Raw genomic sequence first — 20,140 nt, forward strand, 5'->3', positions numbered from 1 at the left:
AGTCGGGAAGCTGGGAGACGCTCGCAATAGCGCGATGGGAGCTACCATTCTACCTCGCCCCAAACACCGAGCGTGGCCGATCCACCTCATTGAGCCCGCTGAGTCCAGACGCGGACCGACGCAAGCTTAGTTGCGGTTGGTCAGTGAACGCAAAGTCGCCGACAAAACCGCGGATTGATGCTGACATTGAAGAGTCGCCGCCGAACCAGACCCTGCCACGTCTCTGTAGGCTTATGCATCTTCAAGATGTATGATGCCCAGTGGCCGGTCCGGAATTAGCCGTGTCTGGCCTTGTACGGGCGAGCCGGCGTTCACCTCAATGATGGACAAACCGACCCTGGAAACGGCAAAGGGCGCGCGTCATCGTTTGACGGTACTTTTCTCGGATCTTGTCAGCTCCACTGCCCTGGGCAGGGAGATGGAGGCCGAACATTACGCCGAACTGTTGGGTAACCTGCGGGAAATCTGGCACCAAGCGGCAGCCAAGCATGGCGGCCGCGTGATCAGAACGCAGGGAGACGGCGCCCTTGTGATCTTTGGCTATCCGCTCTCAGGCGAGGACGACGGCCGGCGAGCCGTGGAGGCTGCCATCGACATCCATGAATGGGTCGGTCAGATGCGCCACGATGTCTTGCCTCCGACTCACTTCCCGCTGCGCATGCATTCAGGAATTCATGCAGGCACGCTGTTGCTTGCGCAAGGCGACATTGAATCCGGTCGTCTAGATCTGATCGGCGATGTGGTCAACACCGCGGCTCATTTGTCGCGGCACGCTGGCGCCGGCCAGATCCTTACTAGTCTTGGCGCGCTCGGCCGATACGAAAACCTCTTCAAGCTTGATCCGGATAACAGTGGAGCCGGCACGGCTTTCGGGATCCCTAACGTGCGCATCGTGGTTGGGCGTGGCTCGACCAACATAGCTGACCGCGGCCTGACGCCGTTTATTGGGCGCGGCGAGATTATCACTCGTTTGCTGATGTTCCTGGACGAGCAACAGGTGACCACCGTCCCTTGTGCCGTTGTCGTCGGCGGACCGGGGCTCGGCAAGACGCGGTTGCTGGAAAGGGTGCTGAAGCAGTGGGACGGCGGGGCGGTGACGCTGTTGCGCGGGAGCTGCGACGGTTATCTCGGGGCCGAAGTCTTGCAACCCTTCTTACAGATACTGCGAGCTTTGCTCGGCAGGCGGGGGGACAAGCCAGAAGCCGAGGCGACAGGATCCGTCCGCAATGCGTTGCAGTCTTCGCTCGCCGAATTAGGCCCGCGTGCGGAGACAATTCTGGCCCTGATATCGGATAATGCAGAAGCGGGTGGCAGCCGCTTCGCCGCCGGCCTCTTGATTGGCGACCTCATGGCGTTTTTCACGGCTGTCGCCGCAAAGTGCCCTCTGCTGCTCGTAATCGATGACTGGCAGTGGGCCGATGACGCTAGCCGCCAGTTGCTGGAAGCGTTGCTGCGTGTGCCGCGTGGCCCGCGTGTTCTTCTGGCCAGTCGGCCCCGCGAAGACGGCACGGCCTGGATTTCGGGGGCACTGCATCTCACGCTGGATCCGTTCCAGGGATCGGAAACCGACCTTGCGGTACGACGCTGGTTGCCCCAAGCGGATCCATTCTTGGTCGCACGAATCCACAGCTATGCCGGTGGCGTGCCCTTGTTCATTGAAGAACTGTGCCATTCCGTTTTGGCCGGAAACCTTGACTCTTGGGAAGGCCGCGGCGCTCAGGGTTGGGTCGGTACGCTTGTGGCCTCGCGCCTGGCTCGCCTGCCATCCGAACAGGTAGATGTAGTGCGAGCGGCGGCGGTCATAGGCAACGCTGTGCCGATCGGGTTGCTGGCTTCGGCCTGCGGCGGCACGCCTGATGAGACGACGATCAAAGCGTTGGCGGATGCGGATTTTCTCTATGCCGACCCGGCCGGCACCGGACTGCGCTTCAAGCACGGCATCACCCGGGATGCCGTGTATGACTCCATCGGCTTGCGCGAACGCCGGGCATTGCATGAGCGCATCGAAGCCGTGCTGCTGGCACGTTACGAACAAGCCGATCGCGAAGACACGCTCGAAGCCCTCGCCTACCACTCTCGTGGCGCGGGTCATTGGGAAAGCGCGGCCCATCACGCCGAACGCGCCGGCGACAAGGCCATGGCTGCGTTCGCTCTGGACCGCGCGCGTGAGCAGTATCTCGTCGCTATGGAGACGCTTGACCGCGTATCCAATCGCACCCGCGCGCAGTCGCTGCGATGGTGCCTGTTGGCCAACAAGCTGGGCATGGCCAGCATCTTCGATCCGCTTTCATTGACCGGTGACCTCACCACCTTCGAACAGGCGGTGACGCTGGCGCAATCGCTGGATGACGCGAATGCGATGTCGCGTGCTCATTACTGGCTCGGCTACATGTGCTACGGCTTCGGGCGCTTCCGCGAGGGGGAGAGCCACTCGCGTCTCGCACTGGATTTGGCGCGCCAAGATGGCGACCTGCGCCTGGCGGCCCAGATTGAAGCGTCGCTAGGACAGATACTCGCCGCGACCTGTCAATACGAAGAGGCGATTATGCTGCTGAACACCGCGGTCTTTGCCAAACAGCAACGCAGCCGGCCGGGCGGCGGCATCGCCATCGGCTCGGCCTACGCGCTTTCGTGCAAGGCGGGTGTGCTCGCTGATCGGGGTGAGTTCGAAGATGCGAGTGTTTGCCTTGATGAGGCAATGAACTTGATCGGTGAGTCGACGCACCCGGTAGCCAATTCCGTGCGCAACTGGGTCGCCGTCTCCCTGGTTTGGCAAGGACGCTGGGAGGAAGCCGAACGCGTAGCGGCCGAGAGCGCGCGAATCGCCGAGAACACCCATGCCCTGCTGCTCCTGGTGGTTTGTCGTGCGGCCGCCGGATTTGCCCGCTGGGCACAGACAGGAAGCTCGGCCGGCTTGCAACAATTACGCGATGCGGTTCAATGGATCGAAGCGCGCCGCGGCAAATTCTACTCCTCGCTTTACTATGGCTGGCTGGTGCAGGCCTGTGCCGCTGATGGCGACATCGTCAGTGCGAGACGATACGCTATCCACGTACTGCGCCGCGCGCGCGAGGGCGAGCGCTTGGGTGAGGCGGCGACGTGTCGCGCCCTGGCACGGCTTGCGGTCGCGCGAAACAATCTCGCTGGCAGCCGGCGCTGGTTACGGCGGGCGGAAACTTCGGCAACATTGCGCGGATCGCCACGCGAAGCCGCATTGAACCAGACCGTGTTGGCAGAACTTCTGATTCGTCAGGGTAACGCCGAAAAAGCGCGCCAGACAATGACTGAAGCAGCTTCGAAGCTGCAAGCGCTCCACATGCCGTGGCATGCGGCGCAGGCAAATCACTGGCTGGAAACGGGCGCTTCGATCAATCGATGCTGAGTTCCCGCAGCTTCGCCGCAATCACCGCAGCCAGCACGTCGAAACCCGCATCGTTGGCGTGCAGTTCGTTGTCCCAGAGTGTTGCGTAATTCGCCGGGTCTCCGAAGTGCGCGGCCAGCGTCCCAGTGAGGTTGACGTGATAGATCTTTCGGTTCTTGTCCGCGAATCCTGCGACCATAGCGTTGAGGCGATCGATCAAACGCCGCATAACATCTCTGGCCCGCACCAAATCGGGGCTGCTATTTGGAAACATGGGAATGTTATAGCCCCTCTCAACAAAAATGGGCTTAAGCCAGGGGCCTGCGAGGACCTCGCCTTTATATATCAGCTCTCTCCCATCAGAGATCGGATGATCGTAAGCTTGGATCAGGATCGGGATTGGGCTCACAGATCTCACGGCGTCGAGGATTTTCTTGTAGTATCCATGCAGTTCGCCATCGATGAATCGACGAACCTCTGCCTCTACGAGTTCCTCCTGCCCGGGTGGCGGTGACTGTACCAACAACGCGCACAGCGGTGCCGGCTTCGGCGGATCTGCGAGCAGGTCTGGAGTCACCACGTCATTGCCGCCACCGCCGAGCAGCAACGCTTTCGGCGGATTAGCCCCTGGACTTCTGAGAAATCTTCTCAAATCGTCGAGGCAGTCGTCGGCTGCCATCTCTGACAGCAGCTTGCCAGGACTGGCGGCCAAGTTTCCGCCGACAAAACTGTACCCTTTCTCGCGAAGGGAGGACGCAAGGTCACTCCAGCCTTCGTAATCAAATAACCAGGAATCGCCCATCGTCACGAGCGGCGGCGCCGCCGCACTTGGCTCCCGCTCCCTGCGGAGCTGGAATGCTTGAGCGTCCCTGTAAAGACCGAGCCGCCGGGCTCGATCAAGAACATCGGCGCGCGTGCGCAACTTAGTCGCTAGCCGGCCCGACCGGGCCTCGGCAGAAGGTGGCAACCGTCCATCTACCGACAACGTCAGTGGGCCCGGTCCGGCGCGCAGTGCCAGTGGTGACTCGACCAGTTCGCTGAAAAAGCCAAGCATAACGGCAAGTGCCGGGTCTGCGCCGGGGCAAGCGTGCGTCGGATGCGGGGTAGCCCTGCGGTTGCCGCCAAACGCGTGATGAAGCTCGCGATTTCCCTCTTGCAGGCTCTGCTGGGTGGCGGAGATCGCGCCAACGACTACAATCTCGCCAGGCTTGACGTCCACCCGATGCGGCCCCTCGCCTATGGTGTGCGCAACTGCGGCGGTTCGCCATATCACCTCGGGCGCCGTGCGCAACTGCATGGCCGGGATAAAGGCGGCACCGAGACGATTACAGGCGTCGAGGAAGCTGCTGGCGGCCTTGGTATCAGCAAAGCGCGCGCGCAATGACCATAGGGTCCCCTCGCGCAACCACTCGTTCAATATCCGCAGTATATTGCCGTTGACGGTTGGAACAAACCCGATCACGGCACCGACTAGCGTGCGTGCAGCAAAATCCAGATCCTGGCCCGGTTTGGAACGCAGTATCGCTCGTGCCACGGGTGCTTCGATTTGCGGGTGACTGCGCAAGAACTCCTTCATTGCGCTGCGCAGGGCGACACCATGCGCCTCGCCAACGCTCTTCACCTCCTGGCCGGGGTACGGTTGGAAGAAATAACGCGAAGGCGCGAGAAAATGACCAGGGTAGTTCGGCGGCCGTCCCGGCTTCCAATCCCAGCGATAGCCGCTTCGGCTGAAAAAATTGCCATTTGGAGAAAGCCCAAACCATTCCTCGCAGAAGTCAGCAAGCAGCGGGTCAACGAGTTCGCGCACGTCCAGCGTCAGATCCCACCTCGATTCTCCGTCAGCCCTGGCGTAACCGATGGCCTCGTCGACCAGCGCTTGCAGCGCGATCCTGGTCGAATTCCGCGCTCGTTCGAACGCTGACTCCTTGTCGAGATCCGTGATCGCCTGATTGCATGCTTCGGATTCGCGCTCGTAGTCCCCGCCTTGACCGGCATCCAGCCCCAGATAAATCTCGCCGAAGGAGGCATGCATGCGGGGAAGATAACCTTTGACCGACAGATTGCGGCGGCGATCCAGCAGCACATCATCGACCAAGCCTCGCTCCGCCACCAAAACCGCAAACGGAGTTTGCAGCACGCCGCCATGATGCTCGCGGATGGCCGCCCAGATCGATGCGGCGATAAAGTCGGTAGCAGCATCCGGATCTTCGAGCGCGGACTTCCAGGCCGTCACGGCTTCCGCCGCGCCGAGGTGCTTTTCGATGTCGCGCAAACGGGCGATCTCGATCTCACCCTTGGCCGCACTCCACAATACGGCCTGTGCGCCGCTCTGCGTGCCTTCGCCTCGCCGCTGCAGCATCAAAAGGCCCTTCTTGGAGGGCGCGAACAAATAAGCTCCCCACTCGAGCCGCACGAAGGGGCGGGGCTCCTCATGGAGCCGGTCCGAGCCGTCGAGCGCCATTCGGACGGTGTTACCCCCGTGTTCGAAGCGGAAGTATCGGCGCCGTCCGGATTCGGCGTGGCCGCAGAGCGGATCTCCCTGGCCGGAATACGAGGCCGAACTGTTGCCGCCGTTCAGCCAGCGTTGGACCACCTCGAACTGCTCGCCAAGGCTGGCATTGTAGGCCATGAATATCAGACCTCGTTCCTGGCCGAGGCTGTTCTGTGCATCGCCGGCATGTCGATCAACCGGGGCGCCGTACGACATCCCGCGGCGGACGATGCGAGGTGGCCGACTGCCCTTCGCGGGATCTGTGTTCCGCGGATTGGCGCGCCGAATGTGTGCCTGGAGCGGACACGAAGCGCCATGTGGGTCGTTGTCGAAGTGGAAATTGTTGGAGCCCGGAGCAGCAACATCCGCCAAGGGCTCTCCGGCCTTTGCATTGCCGCCGGGCCATCGGCCCATCATCTTCGCCTTCAGTTCATCGCGCGTCAGCGGGTGACCGGCGGCTGAGGTCTGATCCACAGCCTCACTCAGGGACCCTTCGAAGGCGGCAACATCCTGCCGCAGCTTGCGTATCACAAGAAAGCTTCCGTCCTGGAGCAGCGCCTTGACTCGATCCGGTGCTTCGCTCAAGGGGCTGTTTTTGTCGGCAAGATTTGGATAGCCACACAGGAGCTCGCCAAGATGGATTTGATTGGAAAAACGATCACCCGCCTTGCTCTTGCTTAGCACCGGGTCCGAATTACTGTCGACAAATCCGAAGTGTTCTTCAAACTCTCCCTTTGCGTTTCTCTGTCGCTGCATCCATTGTAGCGACAGCGGCCTGACGTCGGGATGGGCGGCGACTAGCACTTCCATCGACGCCATGAGCCGGGCCCTCGGCATCACCGTCGGAACGAGGCCGGAGGCCCGCAGCCGGACCTGCACCACCGCGTGAACCGCGCTCAGATCGATGCGGGGCGCCGGGTCATCGTCGCCGATGTCCCGCGCTTTCACCCCCTCGTGCCAGTTGTGCGCCGGCAATCGCCAGCGCCGAGGATGGTTGATCCGCAAATCACCCAACAGACCGGCCCGGCGTTCCATGCCCTGCACGAACTCTTCGGGAAGCTCGCGTATCTCGTCGTCGGGCAGGCCGGCAACACGCAGGCCTTCGACCGTAAAGGCGATATTGGTCGCGACCGTGTCCTGCTCCAACGTATCGGCTTGTGACGTGACTTGGAGTGCCCCGAGAAAAGCGGCCAGACCTCGCGGCGATACGAATTGCAGCAGCAGCATACAGCCGTGATCGAAGTCGGGATAGCCTCGAAGAATCCCGCCCTGCACGTTTCCGGGATCCTGCAACGGCGGTTCGTCCGGCAAGGGCACGGGCAAAAACTTTCTCACCGGGGGTGCATCGCAAGGTTTCCCCAGCCAACGCATAGCTTCGGGGAAGCGCTTGAGTGCCCGCTCAATGCCCTGCCGATAAGTGCTTCCGTCGTGCAGCATCCGGTTGAATTCCGGGAGCAATTCGTGCGCAGCGCGGTGCAGGATCAAGCCGTCCGTGGTGTCCGGCGGGTATACGTCCGCCAGCCGATAGAGTCCGACAACGGCACGAACGCCTTGGCGGAACGGTGGCCGGCCCGCCTCTTCGATCCTCAATGGCTTGCCGAATCCGGCATTGGTGGGATCGATGCCGGCCATGCCGCCGACTGCGAAGATGGATTGCTCGGCGATCTCTTCCGTCGTGGGAATCCTGATCTGCGTGACGCGCGACTCGGCGGAGTCACCAGCTTCGCGCCGGTAGACTCGTTCTTCCATCTGAAGATAGCGGATATCGTCGACGGTCAAACCCGGCGTAGCGTAAAGGAAATGCGCTTCACTCTGCGCCTGTTTGAGCCAGATTCCCCACTTCTCGTAACTGTTCTCGTAACCGAGAACGTAATCCTCGGTATTACAAAAAATCAGGTCAAGCAGGCGCGAGACCTTCTGCCAGATGATGCGGACATAGGACTCCCAGGCGCCGTCGAACGTGACCGTGAGCAGGACCTTGTCCTCGGGCTCAAGAACGGCGATGCCGACCGAATGAATGCACCCAACGCGCTGGACGGCGTCGGACAATATGCGGGCGAACTCATATTCGAATCCGCCTATGCGGCCGGCGTGTAGGGTACGCAATACGCGCTTGACGCGCGTTTTGTAGGTGACCGCATCCAGAGAAGGGACCAGCCCTTTTCTGATTGGTGCAAGGACTCTGAAGTCGGATGTGCCCGCCAGACTGCCCGTCTTGATCTGCAAATCTCGACGCATCTATGCGCTTTCGTGAGAAGAGGCTTGGCTCAATGCAGAATTTGGAAGCAAACATAATAAAACTGGTTCACGGTCCTGTCATGTGAACTGTTTCACAATTGCCGGAGTTACGATCATTGGACGCGACCGAAATCGGCTTCGAGAGGCGCAGCTGTATCTCCGGTGCCCCACCAGACGGAATGCGCTGGATGTGGTGGTGCGTCCGACTGGTCATGAGCGGACGCGGGCGCAAAGACAACGGCACGTCTGCTTGGTCGCGATGAGCAGGCATCAGAAAGTTGAGTGCGAGGTCAGCGCTGTCTTTTTGCAAGTAGCTGTGCTTGCAATCGGCGTGCCGTACTTCAATCGACTCAGTGCCGGCCGAGAGTCGAAGGACGGCCGGGCTCGCCTGCCAACCCTACCGCGCAGTGGGCTCGAAATTTGTCTCCGCCCAAAGTCTCCCCAAAACGGGAATTCTGCAGTTCTGGCCGGAGACATTCTGGAGATTCTCGCCAGAGTTGCCGTTTTTGGGATTCGGAGATTAACCAGAAGCGCACGCAAGCCCGCAAAATGCAAGGTTTTCCTCAAGAATCCGCTCGCTATCTCTAGTGGAGAGAGTGGCTGGCTGTCCTGGGAGGGATCGAACCATCACATTCCCGATTGAGTTTCGGCCTTTGAAATATCGCGAGAATTTCGTCCCGAAAGCCCGGTTTGCACGTTGGAGACTTTTCGCCCTTCTCATCACTGAAGTGGGAGCTTGGAGACGGACCGGAAAGCAGGGAGCCGTTTTCGAACACTGCCGGGCACACGTGGCAGTCTGCTTTCGGCTCACAAGCAGACATTCGTTGCTAGGACCCCAGGTTGATTATCCTGCGCGCCATCCGGATGTTGGCATAATCGATCATCTTTCCATCCAAGGTAACCGCTCCCCTGCCGATGGCCTCGGCTTCTTCCATCGCCGCGATGACCCGCCGCGCGTGCGCCAGTTCGCTATCGGATGGCCGGAAGGCGCGGAGGGTAGGTTCGATCTGGCCAGGATGGATGACCTGCTTTCCGTCGAAGCCCATCGCGGCCGCCTTGAGTGCGCTGCTCTCGGTCAACCTGGTGTCGCGGAACGCGCCGCAGGGGCCGTCGACGGCACGGAGACCGAACGCCCGCGCCGCCACGAGCACGCGCATCATAGGATATGCGAAGAGGTCTAACGGCACGCTCGGATAGCCGCTCTGAGCGGATCCCATCTGGCGATATCCTTCTGGCGAAGCCCCGATCTCCGACGATCGCGCTCCGATTGAGGCCGCGAAGTCTCCCACGCCGAGATGAAGGGCTGCGACGCTTTTGTGAGAACCGGCGAGCAGGTCGACATTGACGAGTCCCAACGCCGTTTCGATCAGCAATTCGAGTTCCATCGGCCTGGCGCGATCCGGTGCTGCGTCTTGCAGCTGATCCGCTATTCCTGTGATGTCGCTCTCCCGCTCGGCCTTCGGCACGATCACCGAATCCAGTCTGGGAAGCACCCCCAATGCGCGGATTTCGCGCTCGATGAACGGGCTGTCGATCGCGTTTAGGCGCACCGCGACGAGCTTCTTGCCCCAATCGAGCGAGCATAGCGAACGGACGGCCACGTCCAACGCCGCGCTCTTTTCGGAGGGTGGAACCGCATCCTCGAGATCCAGGAAGACCGCATCCGCAGCCAAGACGGCCGCTTTGGCGACCATCTCTGACCGATGCGCAGGCACGGCCAAATACACCCGCGCCGGGCGCTGATCGACCATCGTCATGGCTCCTCCGTAAGACCGAGTTCGCCGAGAATGGATCGATTGTGCTGCCCGAGTGCCGGCACGGGATCCATCCGAGGTGAGACGCCGGGAATGGTGAGAGCCGGGAGGAAACTCATGACGGGACCGCAAGGGGTCTGCACAGTTCGTACCCGACCACGATCCCGAAGCTGTTCGTGCTGCAGAAAGGTTTCGACCGAATTCATATTCGCGTTTGCTATCGATGCCTTGTCCAGCAGCCGCAGCGCCTCTTCGCCGGTCTTGGTAGCGAAAAGATCCTCGATATGTCGCTGCAGTGCGTCCCGGTTCTGCATGCGGAGCGGATTGGTGCGGTAAAGCGGGTGGTTGGCGAAGCCCGGATCTCCGAGGACCACGGAACACAGAGCTCTCCATTCCCTGTCGTTCTGAATTCCGAAGAAGATGGTCTTGCCGTCTCCGACCCGGAAGGGACCATACGGCGCGATTGTCGCGTGCTTCGCCCCCGTTCTGGGAAGCGGTGTTCCTGTGCTGTGCGTATAGTAGGCCGGATAGCTCATCCAATCCGTAATGGAATCGAACAACGATGCCTGAAAGGCGGTCCCCTTGCCAGTCTTCTCGCGGCGGTACAGAGCCATCAGAACTCCGTTGAGAACGTACATGCCTGTCGCGATATCCACGACGGACAGTCCGACTTTCGCGGGCTCGGCTTCCGTGCCGTTCACTGCCAGCACACCGGCCTCGCACTGGACCAAAAGGTCGTAAGCCTTTTTGTCGCTGTAGGAGCCGCCGGACCCATAGCCTGAAACGTCGCAGGCGATAATGCGTGGAAACCTTTGCACCAGTGATGCTGCGTCCAAGCCCAGCCGCTCCGCAGCGCCTGGCGCGAGATTCTGTATGAAGACATCTGCCTTCGGAAGCAATGCATCGAGAATCTTTTTGCCTTGCGGACTCTTGATGTCGATAGCCAGACTTTCCTTTGACCTGTTGGTCCAGACGAACTGGCTAGACATGCCATTCATCACGTGGTCGTAGTCCCGGCAGAAATCTCCGTCGCCTGGTCGCTCGATCTTGATGACGCGCGCTCCCCAGTCCGCAAGATGCCGGCTTGCGAGAGGCGCTGCGATCGCCTGTTCGAGGGAGACAACAGTAACTCCCGAAAGCGGCAGATCGGCGTCATTTGCATCCATGCGAAAGCCTCACAGTTTCCATTTTTATCGACCCCCAGCCATGTCGATGAGAGCGCCACTCACGTAAGACGAAGCGTCCGAGAGCAACCAGATGATGGTCTCTGCCACCTCTTCTGCCGTGCCAGCTCGACCGAGGGGTGTCTGGGCGTCAAGGATGTGAGCTCGCTGCGGATTTCCGGAGACCGAATGAATCTCCGTATCAATAAATGCCGGGCGTATGGCATTGACTCGGATGCCAGCCGGTCCGACTTCCTTTGCCAGACCGACCGTGAGAGCGTCCATGGCTGCTTTTGAGCCGGCGTAATCGATATATTCGCCGGGCGAGCCCGTCTTTGCTGCCAGCGATGAAACGGTCACGATAGAGCCTGTCTTCATACAGCGGACGCCTCCCTGGCGCAGAGATAGGCGCCTAGAACGTTTGTATCGAACATTTTCCGCAAACGCTCGATGCCCATCTCCCGCAGGGGCGCAGCAGGAGCTACGATACCGGCATTTATGACAACTCCGTCCAGAGTTCCGAATTCGTCAACGGCCGTCCGAAAAACGCGTATGACATCAGCTTCGGAGGCAACATCGCCCTGAACGCTGAGCGATTTTACACCTTTTGCGCCGATCTGCGCGACCACGTTTTGAGCTTCTGATTTCTTGCTCACATATGTGATTGCAACCTTCCAACCGCGCTCAGCGGCGAGAATTGCCGCAGCCTTTCCGATACCCCTGCTTCCACCAGTAATGAGAATCGACTTCATGCTCACCTCACCCGCTCTACCGCTGACTAACACAACAAACTTATCCAGCAAGCCGATCATAGGTCACGAGGGTCGCAGCAAAGTGTCACTGCTATCCTGGCAAATCCTTTCGGAGCACCGTAAACTATTGCCTTTCCCCCGTCCTCAGGTGACGAGACAACTTACTTCATGCTTCCACCGGTAGGTCGGCAGCCTATGAGATTACGGTCGACGCAGCTGCTCGATTTCGAAACTGGTGAGCAAAATCCAGCATAAGTGACCAGACCTCGTATTCCGGAGACGGGTAGGCACCATATTGCCGCCCTTATTTGATCGGATGTTTAACATCGGATGATTGCGCCCAGCGCCGGGATCGTGTTTTTATGGCCTTGCCAGGTTGCCAAAGAGCCGCCGGTCGGGAGCGAACAGATCTTGCGTACCAAGCGCACCAAATCCGCTGAGAAGCGTTCGAAGCCCGGCCGCATTCACGCAGTGCTGACGACGCTCGGGCGAGAGATCGCTCAAGGGATTATCCCGGCCGGCGCGGTGCTGCCATCCGAACACGACCTAGAAGTCCGCCTCGGCGCCGGCCGTGGCGTGGTTCGTGAGGCGATCAAAACGTTGTCAGGAAAGGGACTTGTTAGCGTCCGGCCGCGCCACGGGACCCGTGTTTTGCCGTCGCGCGACTGGAGCCTGCTCGATCGCGACGTGTTGAACTGGCTGGTTGGCGAGGACAAACCCGACCGCGAGTTGCTGCTGGCCATCCAGGAAGTCCGCTCAATCATTGAGCCAGCCGCTGCCTCGCTCGCTGCGATCCGCGCCACGAAGGAGGACCGGCTGCGGATCAATGCCGCTTTGGAAGCGATGAAGAGCTCAGACAATCAGGCCGCCTCAACTGCCGCGGGACAAGGCGTTTCACCTCGCTATTCTTGACGCCACGCACAATCCGGTGTTGCAAGGCTTTCGCGGCGCGATCGACACAATTCTGAGCGCGGTGTTTTTGGTTGCGGTCGACAGCGTCGGTGGTTGGTTCGATGGCAACCTTCCCAACCACGCCGTCGTCGCTCGCGCCATCGAAGAAGGGGGATGCCAAAAACGCCCGCAAGGCCATGGAGCAGGTCCTAGGATTCACCCATTCAAAATTATTCAATCTGAACGCCGGCGCCCGTCACCGGAATCGTCGACTGGGCGCCCCCCGCAATCGGAGGCGAGCGTGATGCGACATTGGCTCTCTTCTGCGCTTTGGTTCTGCGCTCCCTTTGCGGTCCTGATCGTCCTCTGGGCGGTTTTGGTCCCATCCTTCGACGTCAACCCGCGTTTGTTTCCTCACCTCTGTTGTTCAGGCCGGGATCGAGGGAATACAGGACGGCACCCTTGTTCAGCACATTGGTGCGAGCCTGCTGCGCGTTGCGGTGTGCACGGCGCTCGCGCTGTTGGTTGCTATTCCTCTGGGCGTTGCCATGGGCGTCAGTCCCATTGTCTCCGGTTTCCTCACGCCCCTGTTCAGGTTTTTCTCGGTGCTGGCTGGTATCGCATGGATCCCGATTGCGACGCTGTGGTTCGGCTATGGCTTCGGCGCCATCACCTTCGTGATCTTCAATGCCGTGTTTTTCATCGTGACGTACAACACGCTGCTCGGCGTATCAACCATCCCCCTGCATGTACGAAATGCGGCTGCATCGCTCGGTGCGGGACGATGGGCGATGTTGACCGAGGTGCTGCTGCCAGGCGCGCTTCCCAATATCGTCACTGGCATCCGCACCGGGTTGGGCTTCGCCTGGCGCGGGTTGATCGCAGCGGAGATGATCGCCACCAACGTAGGCCTCTGCTACATGCTGTTTGTGGCGCGCGATTTCTACAAGACCGAAGTAATTGTTCTCGGCATGGTTGTGATCGGCGTGCTGTGGCTGCTGCTCGACCGACTGCTGTTGGCACCGATCGAGCGCGCCACCATCGAGCGCTGGGGCATGGTGCAGCGCGCATGAGTCGTTTCTTCTCAATATCTGGGGCTACTGCGTGCGCCTGACGGCGCGCTGGCCGTCGATCGCTTCCCTCGCCCCATTCATTCCCGTGATCGCGGCCTGGTGGATTGTCACCGAGTTGCAAATATTTCCGCGCGCGTTCCTGCCAGGTCCGATGGAGGTCGTGCGCTCGTTTGGATCGCTGGTTTATACGGGCATCCTGCCGGAGTATTTGCAGGATAGCATGGTGCGCCTCGCCGTGGGTGCGTTCTGGGGCATCGCACTCGGCATTCCCCTCGGTATACTGGTGGGTCTCAGCCGACGCGCGCAGACGGCGCTGTGGCCGCTGTTGCTGTTCTTTCAGACCATCGGCGACATCGCCTGGCTGCCGATCCTGGTGATCTGGTTCGGCTATGGCTTGATCACGATGACGACGGTCATCGTCTACACGGTGATCTTCCCGGTGGTCCTGAACACGGTGCTGGGAGTCCGCTCAATTCCCATCGTCATGCATCGCGCCGCCCTGAGCCTCGGTGCCTCGCGGACTCGCATGCTTTGGGAAGTGGTATTGCCAGGCGCGCTCCCCAATATTGTGACCGGCCTGCGCAATGGGCTTGGCTACGGCTGGCGCGCGCTGATCGCAACAGAGATCATCGTCGGCACCAGCGGCATCGGCTTTCTCATGTTCGACGCGCGCCGGGCCGGCTCAGTTGTTGAGATCATGCTCGGCATGATCATCCTGGGAATTCTCTGGTACATCGTCGATAGCTGGATACTGGCGCCCATCGAGCGGGCCACCGGACAGCGCTGGGGGCTGGTCACGCGGTGAAGAATCTCAGCATCCGCAATTTGTCGAAGACGTACTTCGACCCCTACGCCGGCACCAACGTCACCGCCGTGCACGATGTATCGCTCGACGTGCAGCAAGGCGAGTTCGTCTCCATCGTGGGGCCCTCGGGCTGCGGCAAGACCACCATCCTTAACATGATTGCCGGTTTCATTCCTTATACCGGCGGCGAGATCCTGCTCGACGGCCGACCGGTGAATGGTCCAGGACCCGACCGCGGCGTGGTATTCCAATCGTTCGCGCTGTTTCCATGGAAGACCGTGCTGGAAAACGTCGCCTTCGGCCCAAAGATGCGCGGCGTCCACAAAGCTCAGCGCGAAAAGATCGTCCATGAATATCTGTCGCTTGCGAAGCTGACCGAAGCGGCAGAGCGCTATCCCGTTGAGCTTTCCGGCGGCATGCAGCAGCGTGTCGGCGTGGTGCGCGCACTGGCGAACGAGCCAGACGTGCTGCTGATGGACGAGCCGTTTGCGAGCGTCGATGCGCAGACGCGCATGACGTTGCAGGAGGAACTAACCCGGATATGGGAGGAGAAGCGGCCCACGGTCATCTTCATCACTCACGACGTTGCAGAAGCTGTTTTTCTAGCCAACCGGGTGGTGGCCCTGTCCAAGGGTCGGGTGCTGGAAGAGATTGCCGTGAACCTGCCGCGGCCTCGGGTATGGGACGACCTCAACGAGGATAACCAATTCAAGGCCCTGACAGGGCGCGTTCTTCAACTCGTGCGGTCGGCCTGAACCATGGTGCGCGATGCCCTTCGATCGCGAAAGACGCATATCCTGCTGGTTGTGGCGGGCTGCTACCTTGCATGGGAGCTTTGGTTGACGATCGCCGCGCCGTTCAAGGTCGTGAACTTCGCGAGCGGTCCGGAAAAGGTGAATATACTGGTCACCCTGCCATTCCCGCCAGAGCGTTTCCACGTTCAAAGGTTTCAGACTTACGGCAGGGTATCTGGAACACAAGAAAATGCCGTTGAAGTTCGGGGAGTGAAACGAGCGGACCTGACGACCGTCGCCCGCCCTTACTGGGTTACGCGCGTCGAGCCAATTCAACCAGGAGGATGACTCAAACGCGACGAGTTGCGATGCTGCTTTGCGTCTTGCTGTTGCTGCCGTCATTGGCACTCGCGCAAGCCAAGGATCCCATAAAACTCAAGGTCGGTATGGTTGCCGCCGTCGACATGCTGGCGCTGCCTATTGCGGTCGAGCGCGGCTTTTTCGAGAAATACGGGCTCGACGTGACCATTGCGCGCCCTTATGCCACAGGTGTCGATGCGCTCAATGCCTTACAGGCGGGCGAGACCGACATGGTGCAGGCCGGCGTACCCGCCATCGGCGCCATCCTGCGCGGCATGGATCTGGTGTTCTTCGGCAACTTCAGCGGCAACGCCACCAAGCTCGGATCCGATGCAACACTTGCCCTGATCGCCAACGGCAACTCTGGAACAGTCAAGGGTGACCTCAAGAGCCTCAAGGGCAAGAAGATTGCGACTTCGTTCGGAACGATCAACCATCTCTACATCCTCGGTCTGCTCGAAAAGGCTGGTCTCGCGCCGACCGACGTGACACTTGTCAACACACCGCCGCCCGAGATGAACGTCGCGCTCCTTGCAAAGGGCGTGGACGCCTTCGCGTGCTGGGATCCCGTGCCGGTGATTGGCTTGAAGGACGTACCCGGCGCGATCGAGGTCATCCGTGGTGGCGATGTCATCTCCTATCTCGGCTTCAACGTCACGCTGCGTCCCTGGATGGAGAAGAACGGCGAGACCATCGAGAAATTTCTCGCCGGCGTTTCCGAGGCCGACAAGTGGATGCGCAACAATCCCAAGCAGGCCGCCGCGATCGGTACGCGCTGGATTCCGGGGTTGAAGCTCGATGTGGCCGAGACCGCAATGCAGTACAACATCCAGCAAGTGGACCGCCGCATCTCTGCGCATAACTATCGCGCGCTGTGGAAGGCGCAGGACACACTGCAACGCCTCGGCGTGCTGAAGGCGACCTTCGATGTTAACAAGCACATTGAGCCCAAGTTTATTCTCAATGTTATGAGGACTTATCCCGAGCTGTTTTCCGACTTGCAGCCGATTCCCGCGGACGTGGCGATTACACCGGGCTTCGTGTTCAAGCCGTGAACCTGAGGTGCCGCGCACCCTGTAGCCGGTGCGCGGCAACTCAGCTTCTTGCAATCGAAGAATCGTGTTCCGAAGGCTATGTTGCGTCTGGGCATCGCTGGCGGTGTCCGCACCTGCCGCGACTACCACGCAGTGTCGATCGAACCGGTCTCTTCCTATCGTCTCCTCAAAAACGGGAACTTCTACGGTGTAGGCCGGAGACTTTCGGTAGATTCTCGTCAAAGTTGCCGAATTTGGGATCTCCGGAGACAGACTCTGTATGCGCAAATCCCCGTAAAATGCAGGATTTGTCTGCAAAAATTGACCACACTCCTAGGTCGAGTGAGTGCATGGCTGGGGCGGGAGGGATCGAACCTCCGAATGGCGGAATCAAAATCCGCTGATTTCTCCTTAGTTTTCAAGGCACAAGCCGAACTTTCCCCCTTCGTTCACCCGTTGATGTTACTCATGAAATTTGCCCATTCGGAATTGCTAGCCCTCTCAGCACGTAGACGAACGCGTCATCACCCGACATGCGTCCTCCCGGGGGTCGCGCCTTTGGCGAGAATCGACGATTATGGTCGATCAGATCGAGGGGAGTACCATGCCGGACTGGGACAAAATTTTGGGGCAGCTGGCTGCCGTGAGCAACGCCCCTATCCCATTTATCGTGGCACTTCTGATCGTCGCGGCCTTCCTCTGGTGGGCCATTGATTGGAGATATAGGCACGGTGCTCGGTCACCGGGACGCCGAAATCTCTGAGTACAAAACTAAACTGAGCGGAGCGACCCCAGAGCAAGCCAAAGATAAGATCGAGTCCTTGGAACAAACCATCCGGAAAATGGTCGGAACCAGCTGGGCACCTTTAACGAGACCGCAAATCGCGAACCTTGCGGCGAAACTAAAGGAAATCCAGAAGGGCAGAGCGCAAATTATGTACGAGAACCATCTCGGCAAAGAATTGGCGCAGAACATCTTTGAAGCGTTCAGGGAAGCGGGGTGGAGTGAGGCGTGGCTAAGCACCGGCAGCGGCCTGGGTGAAGGTGTTGTTGTCGGATGGAGTTCTCGGGCAGAGGCGGTGAAGGCTGCTTTGGAGGCTGTCGCAAAACTACCAGTCTGGGCGAAAGATACAGAAAAAGAAGTTCCAGATTTAATAATCGTCGGCATCGGCATCAATGTTCGTCAGCAATAACTACGCTCTGCGGCGATCGTGCTGCGGATCGTCGGCCCGGTGGTCGCTGGTCAATAGCGGCGAGAGATAAAGAAGGAAGGCCGCCCGATGAGGCGGCCTTTTTCATGTAGATCCCTTTTTGTTGAGGCGGGATACTCACCGTCGTCCGTGCAATTGGTCGTTTTCCTTCCGCGCGGCCTCAACGCGGGCATCGATCCATGCGGCGAGGTCGGTCAGGTAAACCCCCTTCGCCGCCTTCTGGCTGGCCTCGATCCGCACCACGGGCAAGTCGATGCTCCCGTTGGTAGCTTTCCGCGCGAACTCGACCGGCGTCAGGTGGCTGAAGTAGTCCTTGCAGACTACTTCAAGGGGGATGATCGCAGCGGCGTTGTACTGCGCCATGAGCAGGAACGCGGTGTTCACGCCGCGATCTCCGCAGCGGTCCAATAGCGGCTGTCCATCCAGGCTTGCGCTCGCGACCGGACAGCCCTGCCGGCATCACTCTTGCACGGCATCCGCAGGATTAATTGAGCCAAAGCATCGACGGGAGCGATGGCCAGTTCGATAACGTTGATTTCGTCGGCGACATCCGCATTCTCCGGGATCGCGTCGATTGCCGCTTGCGACATGAGCGCCGCATTGTGCAGCACAGTCCCCAACGAGATCAAGGAAGCGTCCATTTGATTGATGCTGACTAACATGGGTCATGACCTTCTGTGCGTGAACGATGGCAAAGATATAAACGATATCGTTTATGGCGTCAATAACGATATCGTTTATTTTCCACAGTTGACGCAATATTCGATATCGTTTATTCCGACCCTATGGGTAGACCGCCTTTGAACATGACGCCGACGCTCGTGCGCTTTCCCAGCGAGGTGCTGGAGCGCGTGGATGCCCTCGTTGGAGACAAGCATCGCGCTCAGTTCATCCGGGAGGCCGTCGTAACCGAGGTCGAGCGCCGGGAGCAAACCTCGGCGCGGAAGAAATCCTCGACCAGGAAAAAGCCTTCCGTTTAAATGGACGCCATGGGGAAACGCTATGCGCGAAGACAAAGAAGAATGGACACGAGTTCACTATCTAATCGTGTCAGTGGTGTTTGGCGGGGGGATCATCCTCGCAGTGGCTTCTACGTACCCGTAAATTCCCACATGAGTTCTATCTCAGAGGAATAAATCATAGGCCCGGTAGTGCCGTTTCCAACTACCTGATGACAGATAAACTTGGACGTGCCCGCTGTAATTAGTGCTTGTAGTGTAGCGGTAACATCGGCTCCGTCTACTACAGGAGTGGTTGTGCTCGCCCGAGTAAAGACTGAAATATGTACGACATTAGTAGGTCCGCTGTCGGCGGTAGCTAAAGCAACGCCATTTGGCGAGGCTGTAGTAGCATTAGGGTTCCACGCCACCACCCAACGCGCACTGTACAATTTACAGCCGGTTATAAATGATCCGTAGTTGAACATCACCGTACTTGCAGATAAAGCATTACCGGGAAATGCCCATGTTCCTGACGACGTTCCGTTTGTAGACGTGGCGCTGTGCCTGATAATAGTCAGCCATCCGGGTATACGCACAACCTTCTTAGGAACCCATATGCCCGCCGCGTTAAGGTAAGCACCATCTGCGATGTCACCTGCTGTAGGCGCGGGCACAACTCCCTTAGCGCCCGAGGCAAACACGGGAAGCAGCGCCGCTGCTTGTGCACCGGTTATGTCCTGAGGGGGCGCTGTGGCTCCAGTCGCATTCGCCTTGAAAGTATTAGCTGGAGCCGGTCCAGACAAAGCAACTGCAATGTCCCTTGCTTCGACTGTTTCGGCCAAAAGGGACTGTGCAGCAGCAACACTTGCAGCGGCGGCGGCCCTATCAATGGCGGTCGCTTGGCGGTCAGCAGCAGTAGCAGCGGAATCCGACCGATCCACTCGCTCGCTCAGTTCCTGATCGCGCATGACGGCAAGATCGAGCGCCGCCTCGATTGTTTCTGCAAAGTATGCGCCCTGGTTTTCGAGATCGGTTTCCTGCGTAAACGGTACGTTGCGCAGGATCGTGATCGTTTGCGTGGCCGTTGGAGCAACAGTCAGGGCGACCTGCCCTCCGCTAGCTTCGCCGACATCCGACACAATGTAATCGGTATCGATCACTAGAACCGTTTCGACACCGGCCTCCGTGCGAATGACCTTGAGATGATCCTCATCGAGGATGCGAAAACCATAATTAAAGATCGTGGTGACACCGTTCCCGATGTACGGGCCTGATCGGTTTACTTCGCTCGCAACAGTCATGAGGTCCCGCCAGTTTTGAGGTTGGCGGGAC

General features: G+C 59.5%; 15 protein-coding genes and 1 pseudogene. 9 read left to right on the forward strand and 7 right to left on the reverse strand.

Annotated features, from left to right (window positions below):
• Positions 1-319 precede the first annotated feature (319 nt).
• Entirely contained in the window at positions 320-3,382 is a 3,063-nt protein-coding gene (locus CQ13_RS13420) for an ATP-binding protein (RefSeq protein WP_197427326.1), read from the forward strand.
• Here the strand turns inward: CQ13_RS13420 and CQ13_RS13425 are convergent.
• From CQ13_RS13425 to CQ13_RS13440, 4 genes and pseudogenes are all read right to left on the reverse strand, one after another.
• Entirely contained in the window at positions 3,369-8,090 is a 4,722-nt protein-coding gene (locus CQ13_RS13425) for a GDSL-type esterase/lipase family protein (RefSeq protein WP_057843337.1), read from the reverse strand. The two genes, CQ13_RS13420 and CQ13_RS13425, sit on opposite strands and share 14 nt — an antisense overlap.
• An 827-nt stretch (positions 8,091-8,917) precedes the next feature.
• Positions 8,918-9,847 carry an HpcH/HpaI aldolase/citrate lyase family protein gene (locus CQ13_RS13430; protein ID WP_245309159.1) on the reverse strand — a complete coding sequence of 310 codons (930 nt, stop codon included), beginning with the start codon at positions 9,845-9,847 and terminating at the stop codon, positions 8,918-8,920.
• Positions 9,844-11,010, reverse strand: a complete 1,167-nt coding sequence (locus CQ13_RS13435) for a CaiB/BaiF CoA transferase family protein (protein WP_057843338.1) — start codon at positions 11,008-11,010, stop codon at positions 9,844-9,846. The genes CQ13_RS13430 and CQ13_RS13435 overlap by 4 nt, the downstream gene beginning before the upstream one ends.
• A gap of 24 nt (positions 11,011-11,034) precedes the next feature.
• A pseudogene (locus CQ13_RS13440) lies at positions 11,035-11,759 on the reverse strand (SDR family oxidoreductase).
• 471 nt (positions 11,760-12,230) lie between these two features.
• On the opposite strand from CQ13_RS13440, the gene CQ13_RS45590 reads away from it, so the two are divergent.
• From CQ13_RS45590 to CQ13_RS13475, 7 genes are all read left to right on the forward strand, one after another.
• Complete coding sequence (locus CQ13_RS45590) at positions 12,231-12,671, forward strand: FadR/GntR family transcriptional regulator (RefSeq protein ID WP_245309160.1); 441 nt, start codon at positions 12,231-12,233, stop codon at positions 12,669-12,671.
• A 527-nt stretch (positions 12,672-13,198) separates the two neighbouring features.
• A complete protein-coding gene (locus CQ13_RS13450) occupies positions 13,199-13,723 on the forward strand; it encodes an ABC transporter permease (RefSeq protein ID WP_245309161.1) in 525 nt (174 codons plus the stop codon).
• Between the two features lie 31 nt (positions 13,724-13,754).
• Entirely contained in the window at positions 13,755-14,528 is a 774-nt protein-coding gene (locus CQ13_RS13455; protein ID WP_245309162.1) for an ABC transporter permease, read from the forward strand.
• Positions 14,525-15,283, forward strand: a complete 759-nt coding sequence (locus tag CQ13_RS13460) for an ABC transporter ATP-binding protein (protein ID WP_057843340.1) — start codon at positions 14,525-14,527, stop codon at positions 15,281-15,283. Before CQ13_RS13455 ends, CQ13_RS13460 begins: the two co-directional genes overlap by 4 nt.
• Before the next feature lie 3 nt (positions 15,284-15,286).
• Positions 15,287-15,610, forward strand: a complete 324-nt coding sequence (locus CQ13_RS40970) for a hypothetical protein (RefSeq protein ID WP_245309163.1) — start codon at positions 15,287-15,289, stop codon at positions 15,608-15,610.
• Between the two features lie 20 nt (positions 15,611-15,630).
• Positions 15,631-16,677, forward strand: coding sequence for an ABC transporter substrate-binding protein (locus CQ13_RS13465; RefSeq protein ID WP_057843341.1), 1,047 nt, complete (start codon positions 15,631-15,633; stop codon positions 16,675-16,677).
• A gap of 710 nt (positions 16,678-17,387) precedes the next feature.
• Positions 17,388-17,849, forward strand: coding sequence for a hypothetical protein (locus tag CQ13_RS13475; protein WP_245309164.1), 462 nt, complete (start codon positions 17,388-17,390; stop codon positions 17,847-17,849).
• Between the two features lie 135 nt (positions 17,850-17,984).
• On the opposite strand, the gene CQ13_RS13480 is transcribed toward CQ13_RS13475, so the two are convergent.
• Together CQ13_RS13480 and CQ13_RS13485 are read right to left on the reverse strand one after the other, a co-directional pair.
• Positions 17,985-18,251: a pyocin activator PrtN family protein gene (locus CQ13_RS13480; RefSeq protein WP_057843342.1), complete on the reverse strand. Its 267-nt coding sequence runs from the start codon at positions 18,249-18,251 to the stop codon at positions 17,985-17,987.
• A complete protein-coding gene (locus CQ13_RS13485) occupies positions 18,248-18,478 on the reverse strand; it encodes a hypothetical protein (RefSeq protein ID WP_156433651.1) in 231 nt (76 codons plus the stop codon). Before CQ13_RS13485 ends, CQ13_RS13480 begins: the two co-directional genes overlap by 4 nt.
• Before the next feature lie 195 nt (positions 18,479-18,673).
• Between CQ13_RS13485 and CQ13_RS13490 the strand changes: the two genes are divergently transcribed.
• A complete protein-coding gene (locus CQ13_RS13490) occupies positions 18,674-18,847 on the forward strand; it encodes a YlcI/YnfO family protein (RefSeq protein WP_245309165.1) in 174 nt (57 codons plus the stop codon).
• A 110-nt stretch (positions 18,848-18,957) separates the two neighbouring features.
• Here the strand turns inward: CQ13_RS13490 and CQ13_RS42910 are convergent, their stop codons facing one another.
• A complete protein-coding gene (locus CQ13_RS42910; protein WP_156433652.1) occupies positions 18,958-20,109 on the reverse strand; it encodes a hypothetical protein in 1,152 nt (383 codons plus the stop codon).
• Between the last annotated feature and the right edge of the window lie 31 nt (positions 20,110-20,140).

Source organism: Bradyrhizobium retamae (assembly GCF_001440415.1).
Classification (GTDB): domain Bacteria; phylum Pseudomonadota; class Alphaproteobacteria; order Rhizobiales; family Xanthobacteraceae; genus Bradyrhizobium; species Bradyrhizobium retamae.